26 protein-coding genes and 1 pseudogene are annotated in these 26293 nt (G+C 61.9%); 5 read left to right on the top strand and 22 right to left on the bottom strand.

Translation table 11 applies throughout. The annotated features are described in order from the left end of the window. Positions 1-18: 18 nt before the first annotated feature. Genes H0194_RS10305 through glgB form a run of 4 tightly spaced genes read left to right on the top strand, consistent with a single transcriptional unit; the run spans position 19 to position 5754 of the window. Positions 19-915: an ATP-grasp domain-containing protein gene (locus H0194_RS10305; RefSeq protein WP_185175781.1), complete on the top strand. Its 897-nt coding sequence runs from the start codon at positions 19-21 to the stop codon at positions 913-915. Positions 916-922: 7 nt separating this feature from the next. Next, positions 923-2419, top strand: a complete 1497-nt coding sequence (locus H0194_RS10300) for a glycosyltransferase family 2 protein (RefSeq protein WP_185175780.1) — start codon at positions 923-925, stop codon at positions 2417-2419. 52 nt (positions 2420-2471) lie between these two features. After that, the gene (locus H0194_RS10295) at positions 2472-3494 is read left to right on the top strand and encodes a hypothetical protein (protein ID WP_185175779.1); all 1023 of its coding nucleotides are present in this window, start codon (positions 2472-2474) and stop codon (positions 3492-3494) included. 28 nt (positions 3495-3522) lie between these two features. Continuing rightward, positions 3523-5754 carry a 1,4-alpha-glucan branching protein GlgB gene (gene glgB, locus H0194_RS10290; protein ID WP_185175778.1) on the top strand — a complete coding sequence of 744 codons (2232 nt, stop codon included), beginning with the start codon at positions 3523-3525 and terminating at the stop codon, positions 5752-5754. Positions 5755-5782: 28 nt separating this feature from the next. On the opposite strand, the gene H0194_RS10285 is transcribed toward glgB, so the two are convergent. Then, on the bottom strand, positions 5783-6196 hold the full coding sequence (locus tag H0194_RS10285) for an arsenate-mycothiol transferase ArsC (RefSeq protein WP_185175777.1): 414 nt from the start codon (positions 6194-6196) through the stop codon (positions 5783-5785). Continuing rightward, complete coding sequence (arsB, locus tag H0194_RS10280) at positions 6196-7266, bottom strand: ACR3 family arsenite efflux transporter (protein WP_185175776.1); 1071 nt, start codon at positions 7264-7266, stop codon at positions 6196-6198. The genes H0194_RS10285 and arsB overlap by 1 nt, the downstream gene beginning before the upstream one ends. A 75-nt stretch (positions 7267-7341) precedes the next feature. On the opposite strand from arsB, the gene H0194_RS10275 reads away from it, so the two are divergent. Beyond that, positions 7342-7683, top strand: coding sequence for an ArsR/SmtB family transcription factor (locus H0194_RS10275; protein ID WP_425486430.1), 342 nt, complete (start codon positions 7342-7344; stop codon positions 7681-7683). A 148-nt stretch (positions 7684-7831) separates the two neighbouring features. On the opposite strand, the pseudogene H0194_RS10270 reads toward H0194_RS10275, so the two are convergent. From H0194_RS10270 to rho, 20 genes and pseudogenes are all read right to left on the bottom strand, one after another. After that, positions 7832-8548 (bottom strand): annotated as a pseudogene (locus tag H0194_RS10270) (cation:dicarboxylate symporter family transporter); the annotation flags it as partial. Positions 8549-8910: 362 nt separating this feature from the next. Beyond that, the gene (locus H0194_RS10265) at positions 8911-9903 is read right to left on the bottom strand and encodes a tetratricopeptide repeat protein (protein ID WP_185175773.1); all 993 of its coding nucleotides are present in this window, start codon (positions 9901-9903) and stop codon (positions 8911-8913) included. A 20-nt stretch (positions 9904-9923) separates the two neighbouring features. Beyond that, positions 9924-10238, bottom strand: coding sequence for an MTH1187 family thiamine-binding protein (locus tag H0194_RS10260; RefSeq protein WP_185175772.1), 315 nt, complete (start codon positions 10236-10238; stop codon positions 9924-9926). A gap of 10 nt (positions 10239-10248) precedes the next feature. After that, positions 10249-10506, bottom strand: a complete 258-nt coding sequence (locus H0194_RS10255) for a hypothetical protein (RefSeq protein WP_185177002.1) — start codon at positions 10504-10506, stop codon at positions 10249-10251. A 53-nt stretch (positions 10507-10559) separates the two neighbouring features. Continuing rightward, a complete protein-coding gene (gene nucS / locus H0194_RS10250) occupies positions 10560-11252 on the bottom strand; it encodes an endonuclease NucS (RefSeq protein ID WP_185175771.1) in 693 nt (230 codons plus the stop codon). Positions 11253-11311: 59 nt separating this feature from the next. After that, a complete protein-coding gene (locus H0194_RS10245) occupies positions 11312-11767 on the bottom strand; it encodes a DUF2550 domain-containing protein (RefSeq protein WP_246388921.1) in 456 nt (151 codons plus the stop codon). Between the two features lie 201 nt (positions 11768-11968). Further along, the gene (locus H0194_RS10240; RefSeq protein ID WP_185175770.1) at positions 11969-12343 is read right to left on the bottom strand and encodes a F0F1 ATP synthase subunit epsilon; all 375 of its coding nucleotides are present in this window, start codon (positions 12341-12343) and stop codon (positions 11969-11971) included. A gap of 10 nt (positions 12344-12353) precedes the next feature. Next, positions 12354-13799 carry a F0F1 ATP synthase subunit beta gene (gene atpD, locus H0194_RS10235; RefSeq protein WP_185175769.1) on the bottom strand — a complete coding sequence of 482 codons (1446 nt, stop codon included), beginning with the start codon at positions 13797-13799 and terminating at the stop codon, positions 12354-12356. 3 nt (positions 13800-13802) lie between these two features. After that, positions 13803-14786: a F0F1 ATP synthase subunit gamma gene (locus tag H0194_RS10230; protein ID WP_185175768.1), complete on the bottom strand. Its 984-nt coding sequence runs from the start codon at positions 14784-14786 to the stop codon at positions 13803-13805. 60 nt (positions 14787-14846) lie between these two features. After that, positions 14847-16490, bottom strand: coding sequence for a F0F1 ATP synthase subunit alpha (atpA, locus tag H0194_RS10225; protein ID WP_185175767.1), 1644 nt, complete (start codon positions 16488-16490; stop codon positions 14847-14849). A 72-nt stretch (positions 16491-16562) separates the two neighbouring features. Continuing rightward, positions 16563-17375 (bottom strand): F0F1 ATP synthase subunit delta, encoded by an 813-nt coding sequence (locus H0194_RS10220; protein ID WP_185175766.1) that lies wholly within the window; start codon positions 17373-17375, stop codon positions 16563-16565. 9 nt (positions 17376-17384) lie between these two features. After that, positions 17385-17957, bottom strand: coding sequence for a F0F1 ATP synthase subunit B (locus tag H0194_RS10215; protein ID WP_185175765.1), 573 nt, complete (start codon positions 17955-17957; stop codon positions 17385-17387). Between the two features lie 47 nt (positions 17958-18004). Next, positions 18005-18244 (bottom strand): ATP synthase F0 subunit C, encoded by a 240-nt coding sequence (locus H0194_RS10210; protein WP_185175764.1) that lies wholly within the window; start codon positions 18242-18244, stop codon positions 18005-18007. A 105-nt stretch (positions 18245-18349) separates the two neighbouring features. After that, positions 18350-19147 (bottom strand): F0F1 ATP synthase subunit A, encoded by a 798-nt coding sequence (atpB, locus tag H0194_RS10205; protein WP_185175763.1) that lies wholly within the window; start codon positions 19145-19147, stop codon positions 18350-18352. A gap of 659 nt (positions 19148-19806) precedes the next feature. Next, positions 19807-20277 (bottom strand): Cg1360 family ATP-synthase-associated protein, encoded by a 471-nt coding sequence (locus H0194_RS10200; RefSeq protein ID WP_185175762.1) that lies wholly within the window; start codon positions 20275-20277, stop codon positions 19807-19809. Positions 20278-20288: 11 nt separating this feature from the next. After that, a complete protein-coding gene (locus H0194_RS10195; RefSeq protein ID WP_185175761.1) occupies positions 20289-21470 on the bottom strand; it encodes a glycosyltransferase family 4 protein in 1182 nt (393 codons plus the stop codon). Position 21471: 1 nt separating this feature from the next. After that, positions 21472-22164 (bottom strand): L-threonylcarbamoyladenylate synthase, encoded by a 693-nt coding sequence (locus tag H0194_RS10190; RefSeq protein WP_185175760.1) that lies wholly within the window; start codon positions 22162-22164, stop codon positions 21472-21474. Between the two features lie 109 nt (positions 22165-22273). After that, on the bottom strand, positions 22274-23233 hold the full coding sequence (locus H0194_RS10185) for a N5-glutamine methyltransferase family protein (protein ID WP_246388919.1): 960 nt from the start codon (positions 23231-23233) through the stop codon (positions 22274-22276). Positions 23234-23252: 19 nt separating this feature from the next. Then, complete coding sequence (prfA, locus tag H0194_RS10180) at positions 23253-24329, bottom strand: peptide chain release factor 1 (protein ID WP_185175758.1); 1077 nt, start codon at positions 24327-24329, stop codon at positions 23253-23255. Beyond that, positions 24330-26288 carry a transcription termination factor Rho gene (gene rho / locus H0194_RS10175; RefSeq protein WP_185175757.1) on the bottom strand — a complete coding sequence of 653 codons (1959 nt, stop codon included), beginning with the start codon at positions 26286-26288 and terminating at the stop codon, positions 24330-24332. Between the last annotated feature and the right edge of the window lie 5 nt (positions 26289-26293).

Raw genomic sequence — 26293 nt, 5'->3', positions numbered from 1 at the left:
CAAGGAACACGCCACACAATGAACTCCCCCTCAATCGACTCTGCACGCTCGCGCACGGTTTTGCTGACCGGCGTGGGTGGACCTGCCGGAAAGTCTCTAGCTCGGCAGCTTCAGGATCGCGGCCACACCGTCATCGGCACAGATATCAAGCCGACGGATACCCCCGTCTCACGATTCATCCAAGGACCGCGCGCCGATGACTTGGCACTCGTTCCCTTCCTCACCCGCGTTCTCTCCGACCCCGTTCTGGGCATTGACACCTTCATCCCCACAGTCCAAGATGAGCTTCCGGCCGTGGCCGTCGGCGCCCCGCTTTTCGACGCCGCGACGGTGGTGTCCAACGCCGGCGCTGCCGCACTCTGTCAGGATAAGTGGCTGACGTGCCGCGCCCTGGATGCTTACGGGGTCGCGGTGCCCACGACCGTGGCGGGGAACGAAGAACCGCTGGATTTCCCGTTCATCGCAAAACCCCGTGTGTCGCGTGGTGGCCGCGGCGTCACCGTCGTGACCGGAGAATCTGAATTGCCCCACCCGGACGCCACATTGGTGTTCCAGTCCTTTGCCACTGGCGTCGAGTATTGCCCGCAGGTCTACCGTTCGCCGCTCACCGGAGAGGTCACTGTCCGCGTGTTGGAAAAAACTAAACTCCGAGACGGCAACGTGGGCAACGCCGACGCCGTGGAGCTCGCCGAGGGGGACGCTGTCGCGGATATTGAGGCGCTGGCGACCGCGGCCGTGGAGAAGCTTGATCTCGTCGGGGCGGTGGACATGGATATCCGCCGCACCGCAGCGGGCCAGCCGGTGATTTTGGAGATTAACGCCCGCTTTGGTGCCAACTCTGCGCACACTCCGGAGATGCTAACGCTGCTGCTGGCCGATCTGGAAGCAGGGGCCTTCGCTCGCCCCCATTCTTAAGAAGAGGGTGAAATCTGTGTACGTTCTCGAGCCCTTAGTGGACGCCGTGGCGCTCGCCGCCTTTGTGCTGTTCACTATCACCACGGGCGTGTTCTTGTTCCGTATCTTTTTCGTCCCCTTGGCCTTCGTGCATCAACGCATTGACCTGCGCAGACGCGAAGAAGGCGACACCGGTGCGCTGGCTGATACTCCGAGTATCTCGGTGGTGATCCCGGCGTACAACGAAGAGGCCACGCTGGAGTCATGCGTGCGTTCCATCGCCTCCACGGATTACCCCAACATCGAAATCCTCATTGTCGATGACGGCTCCAAAGATCGCACGGAAGAAATCGGTCGCGCCCTCGACGCCGATGACCCTCGGGTGCGGTATATTCGCCAGGTCAACGGCGGGAAAGGTTCGGCGCTCAATCACGGCTACCGCGAATCTACGGGCGAGTTTCTTATGTTTATTGATGCGGATTCCGTCTTCACCAATGACACCATTCCCGAGATGCTCCGTGGCTTCCGCCATGAAAACGTGGGCGCGGTGTGTGGTGACGACCGCCCAGTCAACCTCAACCGCGTCTTGACCCGGTTCCTGGCGCTCATTACCTACGTAGGCACGGCCTTGGTCCGCCGCGCTTTCGACGTCTTGGGCTGCGTGCCTGTGGTCTCCGGTAACTGCGGCACTTTCCGCAGGGAGGCTTTAGATGAGCTCACTGGAAGTGGTCCTGGCCCGTTGCGAGAAGACACCATTGGCGAGGACTTGGAAATGACCTGGCGCTTCCACCGCCACGAGTGGGACGTCGCGTTCGCCCCACGCGCCATCGTCTACGCCGAGTCGCCGTCCACCTTCAAAGCCCTGTGGAAGCAGCGTGTGCGCTGGGCTCGCGGGCTCCTCCAATCGCTGGGCTATCACTGGCGCTGCGCCCTGTCACCCCGTTACGGCGCCTTCATGCCGTTTCTCATCTTCACCATTTTTGCCATGGCGATTCTGCCGCCAGTGCAAATTCTCTCCCTACTCATCGTCGTCGGCTGGGGTGTGTGGTCCGCGTGGCAGCGCTACCAAGAAACCCGCAACGGTGGGGCACCCGGCAACGCGGGGGACGGCCCATCGCGCTGGCTCGACGAGATTCTTTCGTGGGAGGTGGCCTGGATTATTCTCTTCGGTTCCGGCCTCGTGGTCTCCCTCGTACTTCTGGTCATTGCCATGGCCATGGCCAATTCGCTGCGCGATCTCCGCTTCATCTGGACCATACCCATCTGGCCCTTCTACTCCACTGCCATGTCACTGACCATGATTCGCGCCTGGTACCTCGAAATTGCCAAGAAACCTCAAGTGTGGAACAAGCCCGAAAGAACAGGAGTCATCTCACACCGTGATGCAACCGCGCTCACCCCGAAAACCAACGCACCACAACCAGCAATCGCCGCAGCCTCAAAGCCGGCTACGAAGCCAGGATCGACCGCACGCCCAGGCACGGGCAACGTCAGCATGGCCGGGGATTCTCAGCCGGCGCCGTAACCGCGTGGCGCTCGGCGTCCTCCCCCTCGTTCTCATCGTCTTAGGTGTCGCAATGTTTGGACTATTGTCGAAAAAGGCCCCACCGCTAGCCATTGGCATCGGTATGGAATCCCTCCAGGACGGCACCGATTTCGCGCAGGTGGCGCAACGCTTCGATGACGCGAACGCCACCGGCTACTCCCTGGCGGTCGGCCGCATCGAATGGGTGGCTTTTCCGTGGAAGGACCACGAAGATAAATTGTCTGGCATCGCGGAACGCGCCGCCGAAGAAAACACTGATCCGGTGAAGTCCGCGATGGACGTTCTCGGCCGAGAGCGAGAGGCCACACTCACCGTGGATATCCTCACCCCGTCCACCAATGAGGAGAACCCAGAGTATATGGGCCGCTTTGCTAACGGGGAGGAAGCCAGTGCCTTCCCTAACGCCGTGGCGCTCGCTGAGGGCAGCGTGGGCGAGGACGTCGAGAAGCTCTGCAGTGAAATCTCCCAACGCTATTCTCCCGACCGAATCGCACTTACCGAATTGATGGGTGACGCCTTCTTTTCCGAAGGCGACGAAGAGCTCTATTCTGCAATGACAGGTGCCCCTGGCTTCCCACGGCAGCCGGATGGTTCTATCAATACCGCAGATCCCCAGCTCACGGCGTGGCAGTCCGACATCATTACTGGTCTTCTGGACCGCTGCCACCAGGCAGCCGGCGTACCCGTAGAAATGGACGCCCGTGTCAACTGGGACAACCCCGGCGCTAACCGCGACGACTCCGGCCACGACTACGAGAAGTTTCTCAACGCGCAGCACCACCTCACACTGTGGGCGTACACGGATATCGATGGCCAACGCCCAGAGACCACCGCAAAGGTCGTTAAAGGGCTCAAGAAACGATTGGGCGCACAGGCGCTGGACAACATCACCATGTCTGTGGGCCTGTGGGCACGCGGAGACGCCCCGCTGAACCCCGCCGATCTCAAGACGTCAGCCGAGCACAGCGACGGGGCCTCGCGCGTATTAGTCACGCCGTTGTCGAAGATGACCGACGATCATTGGAAGGCGCTTGAGGAGATGAACCGCTCTTAGGGCACTGTTTTTCGGTAGCCTTAAACCTATGACCTCGCCCCATTCCTCTGCTCCTGTCCCCGCTGCCTCCGATGCGGCAGTCCCCGATGCGCTGCGCCCTTTCCCCGAGGATGCGCAGCGTCTGGCGCAGTGCCAGCACCACGACCCACATGGGGTTTACGGCTGGCACGCCATGGATAATGGATCCCTCATCCGCACCCGTCAGCCGGGTGCGGAGAAGGTGGAGGTCGCCCTGGAGTCTGGGAAGGTGCTGCCCATGGTGGCGCTTGGCGAGGAACTCTGGGCAGTCGAGCTCGACGACGCGAATAAACCAGACTACCGCTTGCGCGTGACCTACCCTGGCCGCGAGGCAGTCGAGGTCGCAGATCCTTATCACTTCCTCCCCTCCGTCGGCGCCATGGATCTCCACCTCATTGGCGAGGGACGTCACGAGCGGTTGTGGGAGGTCCTGGGCGCCAACGTGACAACCTACACCACCGCCATGGGCGAGGTTTCCGGCACCGCCTTCGCTGTCTGGGCGCCGCACGCCAAGGGCGTCGCGGTGGTTGGTCATTTCTGTGGCTGGAACCCCATCCAGTACCCAATGCGTGCGCTGGGCTCTACCGGCGTATGGGAGGTCTTTGTCCCCGGAATCGGGGCGGGCGAGCACTATAAGTTCGCGGTCCAGACCAGCGCGGGGCACCGCGTCGACCACGCCGATCCCCTGGCCAAGGCCAGCGCCTGCCCGCCGGAGACCACCTCCGTCATCGCCCCCCCAGCGGGCACCTACCAGTGGCAAGACAACGCGTGGATGGGGGCGCGCGGAAGCCTGGATCCGCAGCCGATGAGCGTCTACGAGGTGCACGTGGGCTCGTGGAAGAAGGATTCCAACTACCACACGATGCGCGAGGAACTCATCCCCTACCTCGTGGAACACGGTTTCACCCACGTGGAGCTGCTTCCCGTCGCCGAGCACCCATTTGGCGGTTCGTGGGGTTACCAGGTGACCGGCTACTACGCACCTTCGGCGCGCTGGGGTTCACCGGACGATCTTCGCGCCTTCATCGATGCCTGCCACCAGGAGGGCATCGGTGTCATCGTGGACTGGGTCCCCGCCCATTTCCCTAAGGACGAGTGGGCACTGGGCCGCTTTGACGGCGAGGCCTGTTACGAGCACCCGGATCCCCGCCGCGGCGAGCAGTCAGACTGGGGCACGTACGTCTTCGACTTCGGGCGCAACGAGGTCCGTAACTTCCTCGTGGCCAATGCCCTGTACTGGGCCGAGGAGTTTCACATCGACGGTTTGCGTGTCGACGCCGTCGCGTCGATGCTCTACCTGGACTACTCCCGCGATGAGTGGCTGCCCAACATCCATGGCGGCCGGGAAAACCTCGAGGCCGTCCAGTTCCTCCAGGAAACCAACGCCACCCTGCACCGCACCCACCCGGGCGTGATGACTATCGCCGAGGAATCTACCTCGTGGCCGGGGGTCACGGCGCCGACTCACGAAGGGGGCCTGGGCTTCGACTTCAAGTGGAACATGGGCTGGATGAACGACACCTTGGAGTATTTCACCCTCGACCCGATCTACCGCGGCTACCACCACAACGACATCACGTTCTCTTTGGTCTACGCTTATTCCGAGCGCTTCGTCCTGCCGTTTAGCCACGACGAGGTCGTGCACGGCAAAGGCTCGCTCTGGGACCGCATGCCCGGCGATACGTGGAACAAGGCCGCCGGCCTGCGCAGCCTGTTCGGCTACATGTTCTCCCACCCCGGCAAGAACCTCATGTTCATGGGTTGCGAGCTGGGACAGCCAACCGAGTGGGCGGAAGGCGATTCCGTGGGCTGGTGGGCTCTGGAGGGTTGGGAGTCTGAGTACCACCGCGGCATCAAGCGCTTGGTCAAGGACATCAACGCCATCTACCGCTCCACCCCGGCGCTGTATACGCAGGACGACAAACCGGAGGGCTTCCAGTGGATCAAGGGCGACGACGCCGCCAACAACCTGCTGGCTTACCTACGCTGGGGTTCCCAAGGCGAGGCCCTCCTTGCGGTCGTGAACCTTTCCGGTTCCTCGCATCCGGAGTACCGCTTCGGCGTCCCTCTTCACGGTGAGTGGGAGATGGTGCTCAACACTGACGACTCCGTGTACGAAGGCGCCGGTAACGATCTCCCGCGCCAAATCCATGGCTCCGCGGAAGGCTGGGATGGACAGCCCCACTCACTGACGGTTCACGCCCCCGCCAATTCCGTGCAGTGGTACGCCTTCCGCGGTTAGCAAAATGACGTGAGCTGGATGGCGTGAGCTACAGCTCTTCGACGAGCTGGCGGACGCGGGCATCAATGTCGTCGCGCAGCACCCGCATGCGCTCCATGCCCTCGAGTCCCTGTTCGGAGGGCTCGGGGGTGTCCCAGCGGATGAGTTGTCCGCGGGCGTCGGCAGGCCACTCGAGGTCCGCGGTGCCCACGACGACCACGGCGTCGGCGGTGCGCAGCAGCTCCGGATCTACGGGCTTGGGGGTGTCATCGGACATGTCCGCACCCACTTCCTTGAGTGATTCCGCGGACTCGAGGTTCACGTTACCCTTGGTGCCTACCTCAGACACCTGCACACCGGCGGAGTAGATATCCCACTCCGGCGCATGTTTGGCGGCCAAACCGGCTGCCATCTGTGACTTACCCTTGTTGGAATTGCACAAGAACAAGACCTTCTTGGTCATCAGTTGCTCACTTTCTGATTACGCGGAACGGTGGCGTCGCCGGCGAACAAGCGCGGTGCCAGCCACAAGGATACGTACACTAGTCCCACGAGGACGGGTACTTCAACTAAAGGACCAATGGTGCCCGCTAGTGCCTGCGCACTAGTCATCCCGAAGGTACCGATGGCCACGGCGATGGCCAGCTCAAAGTTGTTGCCTGCGGCTGTAAAGGCCACCGTCGCGGTGTGCGCGTAATCCATCCCTGCCGTCCGAGCGATAAAGAACGCCAAGAAAAACATGATGACGAAGTAGCCCAGCAACGGCACCGCCACCTTAGCCACGGTGCCCGGGTTAGCAAGGACCTGCTCGCCTTGCAGCGCGAAGAGGGCGACGATGGTAAACAACAATCCGATAAGCGCCAACGGAGACACCGCCGGGAGGAAAGTTTCCTCGTACCACTGACGCCCGCGCGTCTTTTCACCGATGATGCGGGACAGCGCACCCGCGAGAAGCGGGATGCCAAGGTAGACCACTACCGAGGCCACGATCGCCCAGAAGGAAAACTCCACCGAAGTCGTCTGGAGGCCGAACCAACTCGGGAGCACCTGCAGGTAGAACCAGCCCAGCACACCGAACATGAGAATCTGGAACACAGAGTTGATGGCCACCAAAACTGCGGCGGCTTCGGTGTCGCCGCACGCGAGGTCGTTCCACACCAAGACCATGGCGATGCAGCGCGCAAGGCCGACGATGATGAGGCCGGTGCGCAGCTCGGGCTCGTCAGGAAGGAACGCCCATGCCAGTGCAAACATGAGCACCGGTCCGAGAACCCAGTTCAGCAGGACCGAGACCACCAGCAGCTTCTTGTCCGCGGCGACCTCGGCCGTTTTGTCATAGCGCACTTTGGCCAGTGGCGGATACATCATGACGAGTAGACCGATGGCGATGGGGACTGAGTTTCCAGCTACCTCCCAGGACGCCAGCACGTCGCCAACGGCTGGCACGAAGCGACCGAGCAGCAGCCCGAGCACCATTGCCAGGCCGATCCAGACCGGCAAGAGCCGATCAAGGAGTGAAAGTTTTTCGGACACGTCGCCTCCTGATATAGATGAGTATCAATGTGTACAGTAGAACACATCACTACCCACCGCAAGACAGGACCCGCCGTGCCACCGACTCCCAGCTGCTCCCCCACCACCGAGTGCTGCGCCATGACTACCCGGGCGCTGACGCCCGAAGAATCCGCCTCCTACGCAGCCCGACTCAAGGTTCTCGCCGACCCTACTCGGCTGCGCCTGCTCTCCCTCATCGCCGCCGACGGCTGCCGCAGCGTGACTGCCGGAGACCTCGTCGGCGAGCTCGGCATTACCCAACCCACCGTGTCCCATCACATTGCGCGGCTGGTGGAAGCCGGTCTACTAGAACCGGTACGACACGGCAAAACGCAGCTCTACAGGGTCCTTCCGGAACACTTCGCAGAGCTGCGTACCATCCTGCAGATGGATTAAACTACTTCGCCGCGGCGTCACCCTCGTAGGCGGACAGGTCCACCTGCGGGGTCGGCTGCAGCGACTCGGTGGCCGGGTTAACCACCTCAGGCTTCTTCAGATCCACGTTGTGGTCGCCGCCGGTGTCCACGTATGGAAGCTCACCGGACAGCACCTTGCGGGCGCGGGTGGCATCGAAGGTACCGGTCTTGCCCACTACGCCCGCGATAGCGCCGAACGCGCCGATGGGAGCGATCCACAGGATCATGGTGAGGACCTTGAACGTCAGGCGCTGCAGGTGCGCGATACCGGCGAGGATTGGCTCACCGCGGGTACCCATGGACTGGACCGCAAAACCAGTGAGCAGCGCGATAAACAGCACCTGGAGCACCGAGCCCGAGGTAAACGCGGAGAATACCGTGTCCGGAATAATGTCGGAGATAAAGTCAGTCAAGCCGGCCTGGCTCGCCTCGTCAGCCTTGGCGGCGTATTCCGCACCTTTGTCCGCGGTAGCGGCAATGTTCAGGCCGGACCCCGGCTCGATGATGTTACCCACGAGCAGGCCAGTAGCCAGCGCGAGGGTGGACATGAAAATAAAGTAGCTCAGCGCGATGCCGCCAGTCTTACCCACCGACGCCGCGGCGCGGACGGATCCGATACCCAGCACGATGGTGCAGAAGATCACCGGAGCGATGATCATCCTGATGAGTTTGACGAACATCTTGCCCACGACCGATATTGGTGCGGCGACCTCCGGCGCGATAAGCCCCAGGGCGATACCGCCCACGACGGCGATAATAACGCCGATGTACAACCAGTGGGTGCGGTCTTTGCGCGGACCTTTGGGTTCAGCGATGTGCGGGCCAGAGGTATTTAGTGTGGCCACGGAAAGTCTCCTTCTTCTGGGAGCACATCGTGCGGTGCCGCCTCCCCCAAAAAGGGGGTGGTGTATGACTGTTGAATCGTAAACCCAAGGAAGGCGAGATTTATAAACCGAAGATCCCGCCAATCGTGACTCAGTCAACAAGTAACGGGGCAGAAACATTACTCCGGAACGGCGGTCACAGAGCCCCAATTCAAACCTAAACCGGAAGAACAATGGGAGAGCCGCCCCACAACACGGCCTCGACTCCCCCTATTCCTACCCCCTGTTGTGATCCGCGAAATTGTGGCCTATTTCTTTTTGTTAAGTTGGCCACACCAGGTTTTGGCCACGGTATGAAGCTGTTTGAGCTGGGGAGATGCCGTCTAGTACAGAGCGCTCGCCAGCGCCCGTCGCGCATCCAGTACCCGCGGATCGGCCGCGTCGAACATCCCGAACAACTCCAACAGGCGTTCCCGGATGCGGTCCTTCTCCCCCGGCACCTCGCGCATGCAGGCAATCAAACGGGCAAAGGCCTTCTCCGGCGCTCCGGCGACAATCTCGGCGTCGGCGGCAACCATCTGCTTGTCGACGTCTCCCGGCGCCGCGTCCGCATCGTCCACCGGGTCGCCGTCGCGCTCGGCGGGGTTGAGCCGCTGCAAGAGTTTTGTAGTGTCCAAAGCCTGCTTTATCTCGGAGTTGTTCGGCTCCTCGCTCAGGATGCCTTCGTACATCGCGATGGCGCCGTCAAAGTCACCCTTGTTGAGCAGTTCCATCGCGGCGTCCAGGCGTGGGTCCGCGGGGGTGTCCGGCGCATCGTCTGCTCCGCCCTGCCCCGCTGTCCCGCTGGCGGAGTCAGGATTCTCGGCAAGCCCCGAGAGCTGCGGACCAACCTGCTCCACGAGGGCAGTGACCCACTGCTCCAGGGCTGCACGTGGCTGGGCCCCCTCGAAGTTGGTGAGCGGCTGCCCTGCGCCGAGAGCGATGACAGTGGGAAGCGCACGGACACCGAATACCTGCGCCAGCTGCGGGGTGACGTCGGCGTCGACGTAAGCGACGACGAATTTCTTCCCACCTTCCAAGGCCAGGCTCTCGAAGTCGGCCTTCAGCTGTTCAGAAGCGTCTGAGCGTGCTGTGCCGACCAGCACCACCACCGGCACCTGCGCCGAACGGCGCACGACATCAGACTCGAAATTCCCCTCCGTCGCAGTAAAGAAAGGTGCCACGCCGCCTGTTGCGGCTGCATTCGCTTGATCAACGCCGTCCTCGCGTTCGGCCTTGGCGCGCGCCTCTTCTGCCTTGGCACGGGCTTCCGCGCGCGCCTTCACCTGCGCTAGATCAATGGCCCCGCCAACGAAGCCCCCTTGTGGATTAGTCATCGCATACCTGCCTTATGTGCTTAGTCGTGTATATCCTGAGCCAAATGCCGCTCCACCGCGTCTACTTTGGCGCGCAACTGTCCACTGTAACCCGGCCGAATATCGGCCTTAATGACGAGGCTGACTCGCGGAGATACTCGCTCTACCGCGGCCGTGGCCGCTTTGATCACGGCGAAGACCTCGTCCCACTCGCCCTCGATGAGGGTGAACATGGCGTTAGTTTCATTGGGTAGTCCGGATTCGCGCACCACGCGAATCGCGGCGGCGACGGCCTCCGACATTTCTGCCTTCGCGTTGGGCACCTCCGTCGGCGCGACCGAAAAAGCGACAATCATGGCCTCGATCCTACCTGGATTCCCAGCAGCGTTTGTGCCAGTGCCGCCTATCGTCCACACCGCGCCCAGACTCCACAGGCCAGGCCACGATGTGACTCATGCCGGGCGGGATATTGTGGTTGCACCCCGGGCACACGTAGTACTTCGTCGCGCCGGCCGGGCCAACATGCCGCATCTGATAAGGCCGTCCGAAGTCCCACGAGGGACCGTCCACGCGCTGTGCTCCGAGAAACACCGCGCCGTCGCGAGGCAAGGAACGCTGCGGCAGCGGCTCGCCCCGCTTGTTCGTCGCGCCTTTCGGGCGCCTATTCTTCCGCGGCACTAGAACAAGCGCAGCTCGTTGGACTCGATCCCGCGCAGCTCGTCATAGTCGAGCACAACGCAGCGGATCCCCCGGTCTTCTGCCAAAGTGCGGGCCTGCGGCTTAATCTCCTGCGCGGCGAACACACCGGTCACGGGAGCAAGCAGGTCATCGCGGTTGAGCAGATCCAAGTAGCGGGTCAGCTGCTCCACGCCGTCGACTCCTCCACGGCGTTTAACCTCTACTGCGACGTGCTTGTTATCGGCGTCGCGCGCCATGAGATCCACGGGGCCAATTGCCGTGGGATATTCGCGGCGCACCAAGGTGTAGCCCTCGCCCAGGGTGGTGATGTGCTCCGCGAGTAGTTCCTGCAGGTGCGACTCCACGCCGTCTTTCACCAAACCCGGATCCTCACCGAGCTCTATGGAGGTGTCGTGGTGGATCTCTGAGATGGTGATGCGCAGCTGCTCGCCCTTGGAGTTCTCCACGGTCCAGAGCTTGTCGCCGGTAGGTTCACCATCCAGGTCCTCGATATCCGACTCGGTGAGGGTGCACGGCGGCGTCATCCAGTTCAGCGGCTTGTACGCGCGGTCATCCGCGTGCACGGACACGGATCCATCCGCCTTGATAAGGATGAGCCGGTCCGCCTTGGGCAGGTGAGCATCAAGGCGGCCGACGTAATCTACTGAACATTGGGCGATGACTAAACGCATGCGCTCTACTCTATCGCGCGCCCAAGATGAATCACGGCTAGGGCTTGGCGACGCACCTCTTAGTCCTTGTCGAACTTTCGGCGCAGCCTCTGCACATCAATGCGTTCTTGGCGCTGATGGGGAGCAGACTCGACCCAGGCCCGCAGCGCCATAGCGCTACGGGGAGCAAGGGCTAGCTCATATGTGCCGGAAGGTGATTCAAGGACACACACCACGTGGTGCGCATCCATGAAACCAGCTTCGCCTGCAGTGAGCTCGCGGGTCTCCACAAAGTCGAGGGAGCTGCGAGAAAGCTCGACGTCCGCCTGTGGGGAGACTGAACGCAACTTGAAGAACTGCAACTCGTAGCCACCGTATTTAATGACGCCGTGCCGCCACCCGCGCGTTCCCGGGTTCGGGACGCGACGCATAATGGCTGACGTACCGCGCGAACGCAATGTCATAAATCGCCACGCCGCGAGGAGGACCGCGATGCACAGCAGGGCAAACAGGAGCCACATCAGGGCGTCGAGCACCGTTTCCAACCTCCTTGTACGACCGTATGAACGACTGGACAAAGCACCGAGCGCTTAGTCTTTGGGGACGATGGTTTTATCCATGTAGCTTACTACAAAGCGCAAAAATCCCACCACCGTCCCGGATATCCGGGGCGGGGTGGGATTAACGCTGTATGAAGGAGAGGAAGGGCAGGTACTGCCCCATCCACGACAGCCGAGTTAGACGGTCATCTTAGCGCGGCGCAGGGCGCGCAGCGCAGCGTCACCACGGGACTTACGAATCTCGTCGTCGGAATCGACGTCGGTGGAAGCCTGGGACTCGTCGATTTCGTTGGACCAGATGGCCCAATCGGCGAGAACCGTAACCTTCTCCGCGTTCACGGAGAGGAAGCCACCCTGCACGGCGGCGACGCGACGCTCGCCGTCAGCTGGGGTGATGGTGACGACGCCGTTCTCAACCAGTTGGCCGAGCATCGGCTCGTGGCCGGGAAGCACACCGATCTCACCCTCGGTGGTCTCAGCGGTGACCATGGTTGCCTCGCCGGTCCAGACGAGACGATCAACCGAGACCAATTCAACGGTGATGGATGCCATGTGCCTACTCCTACTTCTCGGTCATCTTCTTGTATGCAGCCTCGACGTCGTCCAGGCCACCCAGACCATTGAAGGCCTGCTCTGGGTAGTGGTCGAACTCGCCATCGCAGATGCGCTCGAAAGCGTCGATGGTGTCGGTCAGCGGCACGTAAGAACCTGGCAGGCCGGTGAACTTCTCCGCAACGAAGAAGTTCTGGCCCAGGAAGCGCTCCAGACGACGTGCACGCTGCACGGTGATCTTGTCTTCCTCGGACAGCTCGTCCATACCCAGGATGGCGATGATGTCCTGCAGCTCCTTGTTCTTCTGCAGAATACCGATGACGCGCTGTGCAATCGCGTAGTGGCGCTCGCCCACGATGGACGGCTCCAGAATACGAGAGGTAGAGGTCAGCGGGTTCACTGCCGGGTAAATACCCTTAGAAGCGATGGAGCGGTCAAGCTCGGTGGTCGCATCCAGGTGGGCGAAGGTGGTTGCCGGAGCCGGGTCGGTGTAGTCATCCGCAGGGACATACACGGCCTGCAGAGAGGTAATCGACTTACCCTTGGTGGAGGTAATGCGCTCCTGGAGAACACCCATCTCGTCAGCCAGGGTCGGCTGGTAACCCACGGCGGAAGGCATACGGCCCAGCAGGGTCGACACCTCGGAACCGGCCTGGGTGAAGCGGAAGATGTTGTCGATGAACAGCAGCACGTCCTGGTTCTGCACATCGCGGAAGTACTCCGCCATGGTCAGGCCGGACAGAGCCACGCGCATACGAACTCCTGGCGGCTCGTCCATCTGGCCGAACACCAGGGCGGTGTCCTGCAGCACGCCCATCTCTTCCATCTCGAGGAAGAGGTCCGTACCCTCACGGGTACGCTCGCCAACGCCGGCGAACACGGAAGTACCGGAGAACTCGCGGGCGATACGGGTAATCATCTCCTGAATCAGGACGGTCTTACCCACACCTGCACCACCAAACAGGCCAATCTTGCCGCCCTTGACGTACGGGGTCAGCAGGTCGATGACCTTGATGCCGGTCTCCAGGATCTCGGTCTTACCCTCGAGCTGGTCGAATGCCGGCGGCTCGCGGTGGATGCCCCACTGCTCGCCATCGCGACCCAGGCCAGGCTGGTCCAGGCAGTCACCCAGTGCGTTGAACACGTGGCCCTTGACCACGTCGCCCACCGGCACGGAGATTGGCTTGCCGGTGTCAACGACCTCAGCACCGCGGACCAGGCCGTCGGTTGGGGCCATAGACACGGCGCGGATGATGTTGTCGCCGAGGTGCTGAGCGACCTCGAGAGTTACGGTCTTCGCAACGGCTTCGAGGGAGACCTCGACCGTGAGTGCGTTGTACAGTGCCGGCAGCTCGCCGCGTGGGAATTCCACGTCAACGACCGGACCGATGACGCGCACTACGCGGCCGGCAGTCGCCGAAGCCTGTGCGTTCTGCTCTTGCAGAGCTGTAGTCATAATCTAGTCACTTTCTGCGCTTTCGGCGAGCGCGCCAGCGCCACCGACGATTTCTGTGATTTCCTGGGTAATCTGCGCCTGACGGGCCTGGTTAGCCACGCGGGAGAGGTCCTTGACCAGCTCGGTTGCGTTGTCAGTAGCAGACTTCATTGCGGTACGACGAGCCGCCGACTCGGAAGCCGAAGCCTCCAGCATCATGGCGAACAAGCGACGCGACACGTACTTGGGAAGCAGCTCCCCCATCAGCGTGTCAGCATCGGGCTCAAACTCGTAGTCCGGAGATACCTCACCGGCGTCCTTGCTATCCAGCGCGGACTCACCAGTGTCGAACTCCTCTTCCTGAATCACCGGAACGACGGGCAGCAGCTGGTGCGCGCGTGCGGTCTGGGTCAGCATGGACTCGAACTCGGTGTACACCACGTGTACCTGGTCGAAGCCGCGCACGGTGTAGCCCTCACCAACGTTGAGGCCCTCACGGTACTTAGCTTCGTCCTGCGAGCCAGCCAGGAAGCCATCAATAAGGTGGTGACGGACGTCGTGGGTCGAATCCCAGGACGGATCCTGGGAGAAACCGGTCCACGCACCAGCAACCTCTTCCTCGCGGAACTTATAGTAGCCCACAGCCTTGGAACCGGTGACGTAGCGGACGACCTCGTATCCCGCGCCCTCAAGCATGGCCTGCAGTTCAGCAGCCTTCTTGAAGACGTTGTGGTTGTAGCCGCCACACATACCGCGGTCAGAGGAGACCACGAGGATTGCGGCGACCTTGCCGTCCTCACGCTCACGGAGCATGGGGTGATCGAGGGAGCTTGCCGCCGCGAGCCGGTTCATGACATTGGTCAACTCGTGGGCGTACGGCATAGAAGCTTCCACGCGTGCCTGCGCCTTGGTGATGCGCGAGGTAGCGATCAGCTCCTGAGCCTTGGTGATCTTCTTGGTCGAGTTCACGGACCGAATACGGTCACGCAATTCGCGAAGATTAGCCATGGTTCACACTCCTCCCTTCAGTCTTTGTAATGGTCAATGTGAACGACACGTTAGTCGTGCCTACTTTGCCTGGGACTTGCGGGAGACAGTGAGCTCGGTCTTCTTAACCTCGCCGGCGTCCAGTGGATCCACTGGCTCTTCGGCGCCGAGGTTGTGGCCCTCGGTGGTCTGGAAGGACTTGGAGAACTCCTCAGACGCGGCGAGCAGTGCCTGCTTGGAATCGTCATCCAGAGCCTTACCGCCTGCAATCTGGTCGTAGACCTGCGGGGTGTTCTGCTGGAGGTAGTCCTGCAGCTCGAACTCGAAGCGGCGCACGTCTTCGACGGGAACGACGTCGAAGACACCCTCGCCTGCGAGCCAGATGGAGACCATCTGGAACTCGACCGGCTGCGGAGAGGACTCTGCCTGCTTCAGCAGCTCGACCAGACGCTGACCACGCTCCAGCTGAGCCTTGGAGGCGGAGTCCAGGTCGGACGCGAAGGTAGCGAATGCTTCCAGGTCACGGTATGCGGCAAGATCCAGACGCAGGTTACCCGCGACCTTCTTCATGCCCTTGGTCTGCGCAGCGCCACCCACACGGGAGACGGACACACCGACGTTAATTGCCGGACGAACGCCCTGGTTGAACAGGTCGGACTCCAGGAACACCTGGCCATCGGTAATGGAGATAACGTTGGTCGGAATGAAGGCGGAGACGTCGTTCGCCTTCGTCTCGATGATCGGCAGAGCGGTCATCGAACCAGCGCCCATGTCATCGGAGAGCTTCGCAGCGCGCTCCAGAAGACGAGAGTGCAGGTAGAAGACGTCGCCCGGGTAAGCCTCGCGGCCCGGCGGGCGGCGCAGCAACAGGGAGATCGCACGGTAGGCCTCAGCCTGCTTGGTCAGATCATCGTAAATGATGAGGACGTGGTTGCCCTGGTACATCCAGTGCTGACCCAGTGCGGCACCGGAGAACGGTGCAAGCCACTTGAAGCCCGCGGAGTCGGAAGCCGGAGCAGCCACGATGGTGGTGTATTCCATAGCGCCGTGCTCCTCGAGGGTGCGGCGAACACCGGCGATGGTGGAGCCCTTCTGACCAATAGCAACGTAGATACAACGCACCTGCTTGGTCTTGTCACCAGACTCCCAGTTGGCCTTCTGGTTCAAGATGGTGTCGATGCAGACCGCGGTCTTACCGGTCTTACGGTCACCAATGATCAGCTGGCGCTGGCCACGGCCGATCGGGGTCATTGCGTCGATAGCCTTGATGCCGGTCTGCATCGGCTCTTCGACCGGCTGGCGCTGCAGCACGGAAGGTGCCTGCAGCTCGAGGACGCGGTCCTCTTCAGCCGTGATCGGGCCCAGGCCGTCGATAGGCTGGCCCAGGGGGTTGATAACGCGGCCGAGGAAATCCTCGCCCACAGGGATAGAAAGGACCTCTCCGGTCCGCTTGACCTCGTCGCCCTCCTTGAGGGACTCGAAGTTACCCAGGACCACGACGCCGATGGAGTTGGTGTCAAGGTTCTGTGCGACGCCAATCACGCCGCCTGGGAACTCGAGCAGCTCATTCGCCATAACTGAAGGCAAGCCAGATACCTGGGCAATACCGTCAGCCGCCGAAATAACCACGCCGACCTCCTCACGGGAGGCCTCCGCGGAGTAGCTCGAGGTGTAGTTCGCAATCGCGCTACGGATCTCGTCGGAGGAGATCGTCAGCTCCGCCATGTTGTTCCTGCTCTCGGTTGTCTCGTCCAGCAATTTCTTAAATGTTTTCAAACAGTGTCGATGTTGAGCGTCTTAAGCCATCTGGGCGCGCAGGCGGGCAATCTTGCCTGCCGTCGAGCCGTCGATAACCTCGTCGCCAACGCGGATGGTCATGCCACCGAGGAGGCTGGTGTCAACCTCAGAGTGGATGGACATCGCACGACCGTAAATATTTCCCAGCTTCTCAGCGAGTGCCGCCTGCTGGCCTTCGGAAAGCTCCCCAGCAGTGACCACATGTGCCACCTTACGACCCTGCAGCGAAGCTGCAAGCTCTGCCAGCGAAGCCATATCGTCAATGGGGTTGTGCTCGGGGCGGTCGATGGCCTGAAGCGCGAGCGCCTCGGTAGCCATGGTGACCTTGCCTGCAAGCACGTTGGCCAACAGTCGCCGTTTGTTAGCGGATTCGGCATTTCGATCAGTAAGCAGCTGGGTGAGCTCTGCTTCGCGGTCCAAAAGGCGGGACAAGCGGAAAAGCTCGTCCTCAACCTGACCCAGCTGGCCCTGCTTCTCAGCGCCACGCAGAAGTGCGCGGCGACCAAGCTCAACCAGGCCGGCTTTCAGGTCACGCGGTGCGGACCAGTGAGCGGACACGACAGCTTCCAGAATCTCCTTGGCAGGAGCGGTAAACTTCGCGCCAAACAGGTCATTGACCAGCGCCTTGCGAGCCTCGACGGGAGCGGCAGCGTCGGCCATGGCAACGCGAACTTCGCGCTCCCCTGCTACGACGTTGACTGCTTCGAAGAGGTCCAGACCGGTCTTGGCAGAAGCGTCGGCATCAGCAGCACCCAGAATCTCATCCAGGCGCTGGGAAACCTGCGCTAGTGCTTCGCGGCTCGCTGCTTTCATCTTCGTTGCCTACTTTCCGGCTACTGCCACGTGGTCAAGCTCGGACAGGAACTGATCAATCGTGCCGGAACGCTTGGTGGAGTCAGAAAGCTCGCCACCGAGCAGCTTCTCAGCAAGGTTGATGGAGTTCTGGCCGATGTCGGAGCGCAGCTCCGAGATGACCTTGGTGCGGGAAGCCTCCAGCTGCTGGTTGCCAGCGGCAACGATGCGCTTGGACTCTTCCTCAGCATTGGCCTTAGCCTCCGCCTCGATCTGCTTACCGCGCTCGCGCGCCTGCTCACGGATCTCTGCGGCCTCCTGGCGTGCCTCGGCGAGCTGAGAGTTGTACTTCTCCAACGCAGCCTTGGCCTCGGCCTGCTGCGCTTCAGCGCGCTTGATGCCGCCCTCAATCCGGTCTTCGCGCTCCTGCAGCATCTCCTGGTACTTCGGAAGCACTAGCTTCCAAAAGACGAGGAAGATGATGATGAACGGAATAAGAGACCAGACGATGTCATACGACTTGGGCAAAAGGATCGAGTTGCCGCCTTCCAAGGGAAGGGTCTCAGCTCCTTCTGCCGCAAGGTAGTAAAAGACGTTGTTCATGAGTCTCCAGTCTTAAAAAGGGTGGGTATGGGATGTACGCGCGCTTTTTAGAACAGGAAGCCTGCAACCAGGCCAATCAGGGCGAGCGCCTCAACGAAGGCGATACCCAGGAACATGGTGGTGCGCAGCTGGCCAGCCATCTCCGGCTGACGAGCCATGCCCTCGACGGTCTTGCCGACCAGGATGCCGATGCCCAGGCCCGGGCCGATGGTTGCGAGGCCGTAGCCGATGGTGCCCAAGCCCTCAATGCTCTGAGCTGCGTCCTGTGCCAAGATGATCTCGTTCATGAAAGTCGTTCCCTTTCGAAAGTTTCCCCGCCGGCTTTATTGCCAACGGAGGCGGTGTTGGTTTGATGTGGGGTATTCAGTTGACCGCGAGGTTCGCGGGTTGTGCTAGTGCGAATCTGCGTGCAGCGACAGCTCGATGTACACCGCTACCAGCAGGGCGAAGATGTACGCCTGCAGGAAGATAACGATGATTTCGTACACCGTGAACAGTACGGCTGCAAGGATCGTGACACCAGACAGCGCCGTCCATCCGTTGAACTGGAAGAAGAAGAAGTTCGTTGCGGAGTAGAGCAGCACCAAAATGATGTGGCCAGCCAAGAAGTTCGCCATCAGACGAAGGGCCAGGGTGACCGGGCGCAGAATGAACGTCGAGAAGAACTCGATCGGCACAACAAGGATGTGCAGCAGCGGCGGCAGATTAGGAATCACCACAGAGGACTTCACAAACTTGCCAAAGCCATAACGCTTAGCACCGGCGTAAATCATGGTGATGTAGCCGACGATGGCCAAGACGATTGGCATACCAATGCGAGCGTTCGGCGAGATATTCAGGAACGGGATAATCGTGGACACGTTCATGAACAAGACGGTGAAGAAGATCGTCGCGATAACCGGCAGGAATCGCTGACCCTCCTTCTTGCCCAGGATGTCTTCCGCGATGTTCACCCGCACGAAATCAAGCGCGTGCTCAGCGACGTTCTGCATGCCCTTGGGAACCAGTTTAGGGTTCTTGAAGGCAAGCACAAAAAGGATCACCAATACCGCCGCCATGAACAGGCGGACAAGCATAATGCGATCCAATGCGAACCAGCCTCCGGCAATATCGCCAAAGAGGAGCTGGTCATAGTATTGCCCCGGGAAAAATTCTGGGTCCAATTCGGGTGCGTGAAATTCACCCTTCATGGCCAATGTTGTAACGCTCAGCGTTCTCTCCCGTGTTTCGGGCCGCAGACCATTTCAGTCTACGGTGCGATGGACGTCTCAAACTCTCTACTGCAGCTACGGACTCCGTCGCACATCAGCGAAGCTACAGCAGGGATTCACCGCTACGGACATCAACCACTCGGAGAAATACCGCTGTTTTCACAGCCGATATTTCCAAAAACTGCAGTTCACAGTAAGCGAAGGCCGACCTCCGCGGTAACCCGCAGGAAATAATATCAGTTAGCTTCTGTTTTTTCGCGAACGAGGGCTGTCTTTCTACGCCCATCCAGGGCCACATTCCGCGCAGAACCCAGGAATTCCCCAACGAAGATTGCATCTGTCATGGTCACAGGCACGAGGTTAGCTTTGTCACACCCACTTCAAAACCCATCTTTGTGGGGGTAGTTGACACGGCAAATACCAGTGCGCGGACACCACATACCCACTGTTTAAAACAGGAAATCCCCCATGCCCGACAGAGCATGTCGACGCCGCGTCGCGCGATCGCTATGCCATGCGTGTGCTGTGCTATGCCGACACCGCGTCGTGCATCCCGCTGTGAGACGCTCCCGCACCGAGGCCCCGCGCCAACCGGCAGCACCGCTTATAGCCATCCCCCACGGAAATGATGAAGGCCTTTAGCTCACGTAAGTCACGCGCGCGGTGATAATGCCCCAGACTTCGGTCCCCAGCACCACGAGCAAGGCGGCGACCACGGTGACAAATAGCGCTGCGGTGTCATAAAACTCCATGTCACGGATCACGACCAGCACGCCAATCAAGAGCACAATCTTGACTAGCCAGCCTCCCAACACCACGGCCGCGGTGTTAGCCGGCGTCGTATTCGAGGTCACCAGCACCGAAAGCGCGGTCAGCAGCACAAAGCCCCCTCCGATCGCAGCGCCGATGAGAACGCCCCACAGCCCAGGCAGCCCACGGAGCGCGCCCCACGCGATAAGGGACACGATGGTGATGCCGACCAGCGCGATGGCGCCAAAGCGCACCGCGCGGACAAGCTGGCGGCGGGGATCGTCGAATTCGGACGGCGAATCGCCCACAACGGAATGGTCAGGACGGCCGCCGTGAGTAGCGGATGGATGTGAAGTCATGGCTAGGTATCCTACCGCGGATCCTCAGAAGCGACGATGCGTGTCCCCGGTTCGGGCGCGATGCGGCCGATCTTGCCCTGCCGCAACGGAATCATCGTCACGCCGATGGCCACCACGATGGACAACACCGCGATGCCCGCCGCCACCGGCGTGGGGACCATAGAGAAGCTCACCGCGCCGAAGGCGACGGCGGACACCCACAGATACAACACCAACACCGTACGGCGGTGAGTATGCCCCAGGCTCAAGAGACGGTGATGGATATGCAACCTATCCGCTGCAAAGGGCGAGCGGCCGGCCTTCACGCGGCGAATGACCGCCCAGGTCAGGTCGAGGACCGGTACAAATACCGCCGCGGCCACCACGATGATGGGCGACATCAGCGCCACCACGTCCGCGGTGCCATACAACGCCATGTTGATCTTGCCGGACGCGGACGTCGACGCCGCCGCGAGCAAGAGGCCAATGAGCATGGCACCCGAGTCCCCCATAAAGATTCTCGAGGGTTCGAAGTTATGGGGCAAGAAGCCCGCGCACACTCCCACCAGGGCCGCGGCGATGATAGCCGGCGGATATGCGGAGACCGCGCCGCCTTGGTCATGAAGCACCGTGAGTGAAAACAGCAGGATGGAAGCACCTGCAATCATGCCCAACCCCGCCGCCAGGCCATCGAGGCCATCGACAAAGTTGACGGCGTTAATAAGCAACACAGTAAAGAACGAAGTCAAGATGACTGACTGGACTTGGTCGAGAACGACCGTTGTGCCGCCGTCCAGCGGGAAGAACAAGAGATTCCACATCAGCCCCAAAGACGACATCACGATAGCCGCGACAACCTGCCCCGCGAGCTTAACCAATGCACTGAGCTCAAACAGATCATCGAGCACGCCCACCACCACGATGGCGCACGCGCCCCACAACACCGCGGTCATCTCCGGGGTCACGGGGGCAAAGCCACGGGTCAGTGCCGGCAACTGCGAGGCCAAGAACGTCGCGGCCACCAGGCCGCAAAACATCGCCACGCCGCCGAGCTGCGGCGTGGGCTGGGTATGCGAATCACGTTGCCGGATTTCCGCCACTATGCCGTTGCGCACCAACAGCGAGCGGACGACGCCGGTGGCTAGATATGTGATGGCCGCGGCCACCAGCAACACCAGCCCCAGTTCACGCAGGGGAATTCCGGACGCTCCCATCCTAAGCGCCGGCCTCCGGTGAGCCTTCCTGACCCGGGCGCAGGCACAGGATATTCGGATCGCCGCCGATCACGTCGGTGATCTGCTCCGCGGAAATGGCACCTTCGCGCAGCAGGTAGGGGCGTCGACCCGACAGATCGATGATGGTGGACGGCTTGCCCACCGGAGTCTCGCCGCCGTCGAGGTAGACGCTCACAGCCTTACCCAATTGCTGTTTCGAGGCAATCGCCGTGGTCGGCGGGGTATGGCCGGAGATATTCGCCGAGGACACAGCCATTGGCCCTACCTCCCGCAGGAGTTCGATAGCAATCGGGTGCAGCGGCATCCGCAACATGACAGTGCCGCGCGTATCGCCAAGGTTCCAGGGCAGCGACGGCGCCTGCGGCACCACGATGGACAAACCGCCCGGCCAAAATGCCTTCACCAGTAGTTCGGTGTTTTCCGGGTAGGTGGCCACCAGGCCCTTCACCGTCTCCCAGGAACCGACGAGCACGGGCACCGGCATATCCGGGCCGCGGTGCTTCGTTGCCAGGAGGTTGGCCACCGCGTCGTTGTCAAAGGCATCGCAGCCGATGCCGTAGAGAGTGTCGGTCGGGATAACTACCAAGCGCCCCCCACGTACTGCCTGCGCGGCGGCATCCATGCCTGCTGCGCGTGATTCTGGATCAGCGCACGAGTAAATCTTTCCCTGCATTTAAATCTTTCACACTTTCGTATTGACGCATCCGCATTTACTCAACGTATCGGCTCATCATAACGCCACCAGAGGCACCTCCACCATTTGAAAGCGCCGCGGGCGTCCGTCATTGACGGCGCCCCAGCACAAACCTCGGCGTGCCAGTGAGGTCTTCCAATGGGCGAACGTCGACAAAGCCCTCCTGGAGGGCGCCTTGGACGGCGGCCGACGTGGCGTCGTCATGCTCAATGCCCACTGCCCCACCGGGGGCTAGAAGGTGACGCACCAGCGGCACCATCGCGGTGATGACCGTCATGCCGTCGGCGCCGCCGAAGACGGCCTCATGCGGGTCGTGGTACACCTCCGCGTCCAAGTCGGGGGTCTCCGGGACATACGGCGGGTTGCTGACCACCAGGTCAGCCTGTCCATGAAGCTGGGCAAGCAGGCCCGGGTCCGTGACGTCGCCCCGGATGAGTTCCACTGCGTCGTCACTGCCGGTGACCGCGCGGATATTGCGGCGGGTATAGGCGATAGCCTCCGGCGACTTCTCCACGGCCACCACCTGGGCGCCCGGGACCGCGTGCTTGATATACAGCGCCAGGGCGCCGGAACCGGTGCACAGGTCCACGACAAGGGGCCGGTAAGAGCGCGGATCGGGAGTGTTTTCCTGCTTTTCGACGCCGCGTGGGGCACCGCCACCTATCGCACCGCCGCGGGAGGCGTCCGGGAAGCGCTGCGCCAGGTAGCGCACCGCCCAGTCTGCCAACACCTCCGTCTCCGGGCGCGGGATGAACACCCCTGGACCCACCTCAAGCTCTAGCGGGCCGAACGGGGCGACGCCCAGGATGTGTTGCAGCGGCTCGCGCGTGGCGCGCCGGTCCACCAGGGCGTCGAACAGCTCCTGGAACCGCTGCGCCTGAGGGCCGTCGAGAAGCCCCGGCGGGTCCCCCGCGCGCACGACGTCCATGTGGCTGACGCCCAGCAGATAACCCGCGATGATACGGGCCTCAACGGCTGCGGAGTCGACTCCGGATCGGGACAGGCGCCCCGCGGCATCGCGAAGCGCCTGTGAGATATTCACCTGCACGGTGCGTGACTCCCTTTGCTTAGCCTTCGGCCTCAAGGCGCTCGGCGCGCTCCTGATCCTGCAGCGCCTTGATGAGGTCATCCATCGCACCGTTGAGTACGGCGTCTAGGTTGTTCGCCTTGTAGCCAATGCGGTGATCAGAGATGCGGTTCTCTGGCCAGTTGTACGTGCGGATGCGCTCCGAGCGGTCCATGGTGCGCACCTGGGAGGCGCGCTGCTCGCCCGCCTCGGCCTCGGCCTTCTCCCGCTCCATCTGGTCCAGGCGAGCCTGCAGCACCTGCATCGCGCGCGCCTTGTTCTGGATCTGGGAACGCTCCTTCTGACACGTCACCACCAGACCGGTGGGCAGGTGGGTGATGCGCACCGCGGAGTCCGTGGTGTTGACACCCTGGCCGCCCTTACCGGAGGAACGGTACACGTCAATGCGCAGGTCCTTTTCGTCAATATTGACGGCCTCGATCTCGTCCGGCTCCGGGTACACCAGCACGCCCGCGGCGGAGGTCTGGATGCGGCCCTGAGACTCGGTGACCGGCACGCGCTGGACGCGGTGCACGCCGCCCTCGAACTTAAACACGGACCACGCACCGTCGCGCGACGGAGTCTTGGACTTGAACGAAATCGACATGTCCTTCACGCCGCCGAGATCGGACTCAGTCAAGCCCAAAACCTCCCAGGCAAAGCCGGCCTTGTCGGCGTAGCGCTCGTACATGCGCGCCAAATCGCCAGCGAATAGCGCGGCCTCCTCGCCGCCGGCACCGGCCTTGATTTCCATGATGATGTCGTCGCCATCATGCTCGTCGCGCGGCGCCAAGAGGTCAGCGAGCTTTTCTTCCAGCTCGTCCACCTCGGTCGTCAGCCGGTTCGCCTCAGCCTGGAACTCATGGTCCTCGTAGGCCATTTCCTTAGCGTCCTCGAGGTCTGCGCGGGCCTGCTCCAGCTGGTTGTTCACCGCGATGATCGGGCGCAGCTCCGCGTAGCGCTTGGACAGCTTGCGGAAGAGCTTCTGATCGCCGGCGACCTCAGGGTCGCCCATCTGGGCCTCGATACCTTGATATTCGGAGACGATGTCGTCAACGAGTGAGACTTGCTTTGCCATTTAGGAGTACTCCTCCTCGTCTTCCAGACCCGCCATCGGCGCGCTAGAAGCCAACTGCATGAGGAATTCACCGTTGGACTTGGTCTTCTTGAGCTGCTTGATCAGCAGGTCAATAGCCTGGTGGGAATCCAGGCGCGAGAGGATCCGGCGCAGCTTAAGCATGATCTTTGCTTCCTCCGGAACGAGCAACAACTCGTCCTTACGGGTGCCGGACGGAGACACGTCCACGGCCGGGAAGATGCGGCGCTCGGAAATCGAGCGATCCAGCTTGAGCTCGGCGTTGCCGGTGCCCTTGAACTCCTCGAAGATGACGGTGTCGCCAGTAGAGCCGGTCTCCACCATCGCGGTCGCGATGATGGTGAGCGAGCCACCGTTTTCGATGTTGCGGGCGGCACCAAGAAAACGCTTCGGCGGGTAGAGCGCGTTCGAGTCCACGCCACCGGACAGGATGCGGCCGGATGCCGGGGAGGAGTTGTTGTATGCGCGGCCCAGGCGGGTGATGGAGTCCAGCAGCACCACGACGTCCTTGCCCTGCTCCACCAGGCGCTTTGCGCGCTCGATGGCCAGCTCGGCTACAGCGGTGTGCTCTGACGGCGGGCGGTCGAAGGTGGAGGCAATGACCTCGCCCTTGACCGAGCGCTGCATGTCCGTCACTTCTTCCGGACGCTCGTCCACCAGGACCACCATGAGGTAGCACTCCGGGTTGTTGGTGGAGATAGCGTTCGCGATGTTCTGCAGGATCGTGGTCTTACCGGCCTTCGGCGGGGACACGATGAGCGCGCGTTGGCCCTTACCGATGGGCATGATGAGGTCGATCACGCGGGTGGTCAGGATTTTCGGCTCGGTCTCCAGACGCAGGCGCTGGTTCGGGTACAGCGGAGTCAGCTTGGCAAACTCGGGGCGCTGCTTCGCTTCCTCCGGAGTAAGGCCGTTGACGGAATCCACCTGCACCAGCTGGTTGTACTTCCGGCGATTGCGGCCGTTGCCGTGGGTGTGGGCGTTGCCGTTCATCTTGACCTGGCCGGTGATGGCGTCGCCATCACGCAGCCCCAGTCGGCGAACCATGTTGTTGTTCACAAAGACGTCGGACGCGCCAGCGCGGTAGCCGGTGGTGCGTACGAAAGCGGCGTTGTGGTCCACGATGTCCAGGATGCCGCCGACTGCCTGCAGCTCATCGCCCTCGCGCACCTGCGGCTCACTGTTGTTGCCGCCGTTGTTACGGCCGCCTTCATTGTTGCCGCGGTTACGGCGATTGCGGCGGTTGCGGCGCCCGCGACGCTCGTTATTGTCCCCGCGGTTGTCCCCACGGCCGCGGTTGCGATCGTTCCGGTCATGTCGATCGTTGCGGTTCCCCTGCTGTTCTCCGTCGCCGTCGCGCTGTGACTCACGGGAGCGGTCGTCGGAATCACCGTCACGGCCTGGGCCGTTGTCGCCCCCGTCAGCGTGGTGGTCACCGCGGCGGTTGTCCCCGGAACCCTGCGCCTCATCGTCGCGGTTCTCGCGCTCGTCGCGAGCTTGAGCACGGGCACGGTTACGGCGGGCACGGCGCGCCTGTGAACGGGACTCAGCGCGACCATCATCGCCCTGCCCGTTCTCGCGCGCAGACTCCTGCTGGCCATCCTGAGGGTCCTGGTTGGCGGACTGTTCACCGCTCTGGGTGTCGTCGGCAGAGCGGCGCGTGGCGCGGCGGCGGGAAGCCTTCTTCGTGTCCTCCCCCTGTGGCTCCGCTGTGTTCCCCGATGCGGAGTCGCTCGTGGCACCTTCGGCGGCGGCAGCTTCAGCCGCAGCCTTCTTCGCCTTCGCCGGCACGGTGCCAGTCTGGATAGCGGTGATGAGTTCACCCTTACGGAGCCCAGAGATTCCCTTGAGGCCCTGGCCCGCGGCGATTTTACGGAGGTCCGCCAGCTTCAGCGCGGCGAGATCCTGCGGTGCACCTGCGTTGTTGTCCGTAGTGGTCACGGATA

This window comes from Corynebacterium incognita, from assembly GCF_014217255.1.
GTDB lineage: Bacteria > Actinomycetota > Actinomycetes > Mycobacteriales > Mycobacteriaceae > Corynebacterium > Corynebacterium incognitum.
This window is presented reverse-complemented; position numbering and strand designations above follow the sequence as displayed.